This is a genomic window from Achromobacter sp. DMS1 (assembly GCF_001270295.1).
In genome coordinates this window covers 1-5,114 of the sequence record NZ_LHSJ01000284.1, presented here as the reverse complement: position 1 = coordinate 5,114, position 5,114 = coordinate 1, and the positions used below count along the sequence as shown (strand labels likewise).

5 protein-coding genes and 1 pseudogene are annotated in these 5,114 nt (G+C 69.6%); 3 read left to right on the top strand and 3 right to left on the bottom strand.

Annotation, left to right across the window (positions count from 1 at the left end; genetic code table 11):
* The coding region (locus AD428_RS22535) for a DUF72 domain-containing protein (protein WP_082308556.1) at positions 1-811 on the bottom strand (811 nt) is incomplete at its 3' end.
* Between the two features lie 546 nt (positions 812-1,357).
* Between AD428_RS22535 and AD428_RS29825 the strand changes: the two are divergent.
* The 3 genes and pseudogenes from AD428_RS29825 to pyrF form a co-directional block, all read left to right on the top strand.
* Positions 1,358-1,627: pseudogene (locus AD428_RS29825) on the top strand (diacylglycerol kinase); the annotation flags it as partial.
* A gap of 101 nt (positions 1,628-1,728) precedes the next feature.
* The gene (locus AD428_RS22525) at positions 1,729-3,045 is read left to right on the top strand and encodes an NAD(P)/FAD-dependent oxidoreductase (RefSeq protein ID WP_053246516.1); all 1,317 of its coding nucleotides are present in this window, start codon (positions 1,729-1,731) and stop codon (positions 3,043-3,045) included.
* A gap of 5 nt (positions 3,046-3,050) precedes the next feature.
* The gene (gene pyrF / locus AD428_RS22520) at positions 3,051-3,869 is read left to right on the top strand and encodes an orotidine-5'-phosphate decarboxylase (RefSeq protein WP_053246515.1); all 819 of its coding nucleotides are present in this window, start codon (positions 3,051-3,053) and stop codon (positions 3,867-3,869) included.
* A gap of 64 nt (positions 3,870-3,933) precedes the next feature.
* On the opposite strand, the gene AD428_RS22515 is transcribed toward pyrF, so the two are convergent.
* Entirely contained in the window at positions 3,934-4,491 is a 558-nt protein-coding gene (locus tag AD428_RS22515; protein ID WP_053246653.1) for a CinA family protein, read from the bottom strand.
* Complete coding sequence (locus AD428_RS22510; RefSeq protein ID WP_053246654.1) at positions 4,488-4,994, bottom strand: phosphatidylglycerophosphatase A family protein; 507 nt, start codon at positions 4,992-4,994, stop codon at positions 4,488-4,490. Before AD428_RS22510 ends, AD428_RS22515 begins: the two co-directional genes overlap by 4 nt.
* Positions 4,995-5,114: the final 120 nt, after the last annotated feature.

Here is a 5,114-nt window from a genome sequence, read left to right as displayed (position 1 = left end):
CAAAACCACCACGCCGCAACCCGGCGATGTTGATGCGCCGGTCGCCGCGGACCGACAGTCCGATCCCGGTGCTGTTTGGCACGCGGACGATCAAGAGCCGAACTGCGTCTGGTTCGGCGATGTGCGGACAACGCCGATCAAGACCAAAGGAGCGCTTTTCCCATTCGGCCAGCGCGTGCGGCGCATAGCCCGCCTTGTAGGCGGTGCTGGCGCGCATCAGCCGCACGTAGGCGAAGCTGCCCGTGCGGTCGGCAATGGAAGGGTAGTCGTCGCTGTCCGTGTATACCGTGGCGGCGCCGCGCTGCCGCGCCAGCGCCAGGTATTCCGGGCAGGCAAAACTGGGATGCCGCACGTCCAGCGCGTGGCGCAGCGCGATTCCGTCCACGGCGTCGGGAAGCTGGTCGAGAAAGGCGCCGAAATCGCCGGCGTCGAACACCTTGGTCGGCGCGAACTGCCATACGATGGGACCCAGCTTCGGGCCCAGCTCGGCGATGCCGCTGTGCACGAAGCGGCGTATGGATTCGCCCGCCTCGGCGAGCTTGCGGCGGTTGGTGGCGTAGCGCGAGGCCTTGAGGGTGAACACGAAGCCCGCGGGCGTCTCATCGCGCCATTTGGCGTAGGTGGCGGGTTTCTGGGCGCCGTAGTAGGTGCCGTTGACTTCGATGGCCGTCAGCCGGCTGCTCGCGTATTCCAGCTCGCGGCCCTGGGGCAGGCCCTCGGGGTAGAAGGTGCCGCGCCAGGGCTCGTAGGTCCAGCCGCCGATGCCGACGCGGATGGCGCCGGCGCGCGGCGCGGGGTTGCGGGAAGTCACGGGTTGCGCCTCCTTCCTGGTGGGGGGCCGGCCATCCGGGGGCCGGCCATCTGGGGGCCGGCCATCCGGGGCCGGCCGTCGGGCTACTGTATCGCCGGCCGGCGCGGCAAAGGGTAACAAAGGAAAAAAAGCGGTACGCGGCCCGCCGCGCCACGGCGGACGCTTTTGCGCTATGGTGGGTGTCCCCGTGTTTCCTAAGGCGCATGCCGTTCCGTTTCCGATGCCCCATCGCCATTTTCGCCCGGACCCGTCCGCTCGCGTCCCGAGCTTTCCCGACCGCGAGGCGGCCTGATGCCGGCGGAAGAAGGGTTTTTCGCATCGCTGGGCGGCATGATCGGCGGCGCGCTGCGCAGCGTGGTCGCCGGCCTGAAGTGGCTGCTGGGCGGGCTGGGCGAGGCGCTCGGCGACTTCTTTTCCGGCCTGTCCAGCGCCCTGGGCATGAGCCCCTCCCTCTTTCATTTCGCGCTGCTGGCGCTGGGGCTGACGTTTCTGTGGGCGGCGGTCAAGGCGCTGCTGCGCAGCGCGTTCCTGGCCTGCCTGTTCTGGCTGGTGCTGGCCGTGCTGCTGATTCCGGCGGCCTTCTTCCTGGGCCGCAATACGGTGGAGGTGTTCCTGCTGGTCGCCACCGTGATACTGGTGCTGGTGGTGGAACTGCTGAATTCCGCCATCGAAGCGCTGGCCGACGCCCTGTCGGTGGAAACCCATCCGCTGCTGGGCCGCGCCAAAGACCTGGGCAGCGCCGCGGTGATGCTGATGCTGCTTTTCACGGTGGCGGTGTGGGCCGGCGTGGCGATCAGCCGATACCTCATGCACTGACCGGAAACGCCAGCCCCGGCCGCCGCCCGGAAGCGGCCGGCCCATCGCGGGCAGACCGCAATGTCCCGCAATCCCTGCCCGCCCGTATACTGGGAGCCATCATGCCTACATCGACGTCAGCCCCCTCCGAACGCATCGTGATCGTCGGCGGCGGCGCGGGCGGCCTGGAACTGGCCTCCCGCCTCGGCCGTGCGCATGGCCGCCAGCGCGTCACGCTGGTGGACAGCCGCCCCTTCCATATCTGGAAGCCCTCCCTGCACGAGGCGGCGGCGGGCACGCTGGACATCCACCAGGAGGGCCTGTCGTACCTGATGCTGGCGCATCTCAACGGCTTCAGTTTCGCGCAGGGCCGACTCGAAAGCGTGGACCGCGAGCGCCGGCTCGTCACGGTGGACGCCGTGCGCGACGATCAGGGCGAAGAAGTCCTGCCCCGCCGCGAGCTGGGCTACGACACGCTGGTGCTGGCGCTGGGCAGCGCCTCGAACTTCTTCAATACACCGGGCGCCGAGGCTCACGCCGTCACGCTGGACACCACCGAGAACGCCGAACAGTTCCGGCTGACCATGCTCAAGGCCATGGCGCTGGTGGACCAGGCCAAGGTGCGCGACCCCTCCTCGCGGCTGGACCTGGTCATCGTGGGCGGCGGCGCCACGGGCGTGGAACTGGCGGTGGAGCTGGTGGAAGCCAGCCACGTGGTCAGCGCCTACGGCCTGCCGAACTTCCGCGCCGAGCGCGACCTGGCGATCACGCTGGTGGAAGGCGCGCCGCGCATTCTCTCGGCCCTGCCCGAGAAGATCTCCACCGCCGCCACGGCGCGCCTGAAGGAACTAGGCATACGCGTGGAGACATCGTGCCGGGTTTCCGAAGTCACCGGCGCCTCGGTCAAGACCGCGGACGGGCGGGAATTTCCCGCCCAGCTCTGCATGTGGGCGGCGGGCATTCAGGGGCCCGCGGTGCTGCGCGGCCTGGGGCTGCCGCTCAACAAGCTGGGCCAGATCGAAGTGAACGAGCGGCTGGAGACATCCGATCCGCACATCCTGGCGCTGGGCGATTGCTGCGCCGCGCCCTGGCGCGACGGCCGCACCGTGCCGGCCCGCGCACAGGCCGCGCACCAGCAGGCCGAGTACCTGGCCAAGAAACTGGGCGCGCGCCTGCGCCATGCGCCGGAACCGTCTGCGCCCTATGTGTACGAAGACCACGGCTCGCTGGTTTCGCTCGGGCAGGACGCCGGCGTGGGCAGCCTGATGGGCAAGCTCGCGGGGCGGGGCCTGTTCGTAAGCGGTACACTGGCGCGCCTGATGTACATGAGCCTGCACCTGATGCACCACAAGGCGGTGCTGGGCGTCTCGCGCACCGCGTCCCTGGCGCTGGCCCGACTGCTCATGCGCCGCACCCGCCCGCGGGTCAAACTGCACTGAATCCCATGAATTTCCTGCAAAAACTCGAACACGCCTGGGCCGCCAGCCAATCGCTCCTGCAGGTCGGGCTCGATCCCGACCCGCAGCGCTTTCCGCGCGAGCTGCACGGCAAGCCGGACGCCATCTTCCAGTTCTGCCGCGGCATCGTGGACGCCACCGCGCCCTATGCGTGCAGCTTCAAGCCGCAGATCGCCTACTTTGCCGCGCACCGGGCCGAAGAGCAGCTCGAGGCCCTGTGCCAGCACATCCGCGACCAGCACCCCGACCTGCCCATCGTGCTGGACGCCAAGCGCGGCGACATCGGCTCCACCGCCGAAAACTACGCGCGCGAGGCGTTCGAGCGCTACCAGGCGCATGCGCTCACGGTGTCTCCCTACATGGGGCTGGATTCCGTCGAGCCCTATCTCGCCTGGCGCGATCGCGGCGTGATTGTGCTGTGCCGCACCTCCAACCCCGGCGGCTCGGACCTGCAATTCCTGAAGATGGAAGACGGCACGCCGCTGTACCTGCACGTGGCGGGCCTGGTGGCCGATAAATGGAACGCCAACGGCCAGTGCGGCCTGGTCGTGGGAGCCACTTTCCCCAACGAACTGGCCGCGGTGCGCCAGCGCATCGGCGACGCCGTGCCCCTGCTGGTGCCCGGCATCGGCGCGCAGGGCGGCGACATCACCGCCACGGTGAACGCGGGCGCCAACGCCGCGCGCGCCGGCATGATGATCAATTCTTCGCGCGCCATCATCTACGCCAGCGGCGGCGACGACTGGCGCGAAGCCGCCGCCCAGGCCGCCAAGGGCCTGCGCGACGCCATCAACGCGGTGCGCTGAGCCGCGCCCGCGGCGTCGAGGGCCGGCGCAAGCCGGCAGGCGCGCCCTCCCGGACAGCGCCGGCCTAGACCGGCTCGCCGATGAATTCCAGCACGCCCCGCAGCGCGTAGTCCACGGCCGCCAGGCGCACCTGGGCGCGGTCGCCCCGGAATACGTGCGTAACGGCGCGGCTGCTGATGCCGTCGTCCACGCGCAGGGCGAATCCGAAGCACACCATGCCCACCGGCTTGCCCGGCGTGGCGCCGCCCGGCCCGGCGATGCCGGTGGTGGACACGGCCAGGTGCGCGCCCGGCGAGGCCAGCAGCACGCCGTTGGCCATTTCCAGCGCCACCGGCTCGCTGACTGCGCCGAAATGATGCAGGGCGTCGGGCGAAACCCGGAGTTCGGCGACCTTGGCCTCGTTGCTGTAAGTGACGAAGCCCCGGTCGAACCAGCCGCTGGAGCCTGCGATGGACGTGATGGCCCCGGCCAGCAGGCCGCCCGTGCAGGACTCCGCGGTGCCCAGCATCCAGCCGTGGCGCATGAGCGTTTCGCCCAGGCGCTCGGCCAGTCCGTGGATGGTGGCCTGCGCCAGCTGCGACGCCGACAGGCCGGACTGCGTGTACGCGGTTTGATCGCTCATCCGAAGACTCCTGTGCGCGCGGCCAGCGCCATGATGACCAGGGCATAGAACGCCGCGACGATATCGTCCCACATTACGCCGAAACCGCCCTTGAGGCGGGCGTCGAAAAACATGATGGGCGGCGGCTTCACGATGTCGAAGGTGCGAAACAGCACGAACGCCAGCGCCTGGGGCAGCAGCCCGGCCGGCGAGAACCACAGCACCAGCCAGAATGCCACCATTTCGTCCCAGACCATTCCGACGTGATCGGGCTGGTGAAGTTCCTTGCCCACGCGGTCGCAAGCCCAGCAGCCATAGAGAAACGCCAGCAACAGGAAAATGCCGATGTACAGGTCCGTTGCCGCGGGCGAGGCGGCTACCCAGATCGCCCAGGCCAGCAGCGTGCCCCAGGTGCCGGAGGCCGGACGGACCAGGCCGCTGCCCAGCCCGAAGGCGATGAGCCGCCCCGGGTCGCGGCAGACCCAGGCCAGCGCGGGATAGGCGGCGCGCGAGCGCTCGCGCATGGAGGGAGACTGCGGATCGGAAGACGGCATGCTCATGCGCAGAGAATAGCGGAAGGCGGCGCGTCAGGCCGCCGGAAAATGGTCGAAGCCGCGCGGCAGCCCGGCCAGCGGGCGGCCCTC